Raw genomic sequence first — 1,162 nt, forward strand, 5'->3', positions numbered from 1 at the left:
GTGGTTTTTCAGTAGTAGCAAAAGAAACTATACCGAATCAACTTGAAGATGCAGGCTTGAGAACCTGAAAATTATCATTAATTCGAGATGCCAAAGAGCCTGCGATCTCTGGAAGAGTCACAGTAAAAAATTGGTCTATTGCCGCCTTGAAGTCCCGTTTACTTTTGAAGTAAACGTTGTTCCTCGACTTCTCATTCATTACTTTCCAAAGCCGCTCTATTGGATTGAGGTTTGGGCTGTAAGGTGGAAGATAATGCAGCTCAATATTAAGGACAAATGCCGCATCTCTGACCAAGTCACTACGGTGATATCCCGCACCATCTAAAATGATATGAAGCTTGTGGGCCAACGGATAGCTCTCTCTTAACTTACAGAAAAAGCGAACGATGTTTTCACTATTAATACTTTCGTAATCCTGAATGATGGTGGCACCGATATCCGACAGGTTCAGTGCGCCAATAATATTCAATCGGCTACGATTACCCGTTGTTTCAATCACTTTATCCTGATCAGTACGTATCCAGCCGTGAGATATTTTTGTTGACAAGGTTGGGTGAACAGCGTCGATAAAGACTATCGATTCATCCTTGCCACAGCTTGCCTTTAGCGCTTCATAAGCCTCTATGAATGCTTGCTGTTTTGCTTCATCAAACTTGTGTGGAACGCCTTTCGGCTGTTTGTAGCTAAAGCCATTATGGTGAAGCCACTTGTTCATACCAGAGACCGTATATTCAAGTCCAAATGTCTCTTTAACGTAGGCAACAATTTGATACGTATGAGAATAGGTCTTGTCTGTCAAATGCTCGATTAGATGCATGGTTTGAGTAACAGAAAGCTTGCTTTGGCTTCCACCATTTTCAGGCTTCAGTTTTTCAGAAAGCACGTAGTCACTGAGGTGACGTGCAACAGTCGATTCGTGAATACGAAGAGCTTGAGAAATCATCGTCTGACTCCAACCTTCAGACGCAAGTAAAACCGCTTTGATGCGGTCACGCACTCGACAATCACGAGTGGAATCGTGCATCTCTTCGAGTTGTAGTTTCTGTTGGGGAGTCAATATTAGTTTCATGGTGCGTAGCATGATCCTGATTCTAAAGAAAATCAAGCATCTTCAATGATCACGGGTATACACTGTTGTTTTTTCGAAAATTTTTGAAGAAAC

The 1,162-nt window shown here is 42.0% G+C and carries 1 protein-coding gene; it reads right to left on the minus strand.

Annotated elements, in window-relative coordinates:
- Positions 1–37: 37 nt before the first annotated feature.
- Positions 38–1,069 (minus strand): IS630 family transposase, encoded by a 1,032-nt coding sequence (locus KIV40_RS08005; RefSeq protein WP_285348628.1) that lies wholly within the window; start codon positions 1,067–1,069, stop codon positions 38–40.
- Positions 1,070–1,162: the final 93 nt, after the last annotated feature.

This window comes from Vibrio sp. D173a (assembly GCF_030248475.1).

What these genes read in the sequence shown, in the direction of transcription:
- KIV40_RS08005 (WP_285348628.1), bottom strand. Translation starts at nt 1,069, where the DNA reads ATGAAACTAATATTGACTCCCCAACAGAAACTACAACTCGAAGAGATG.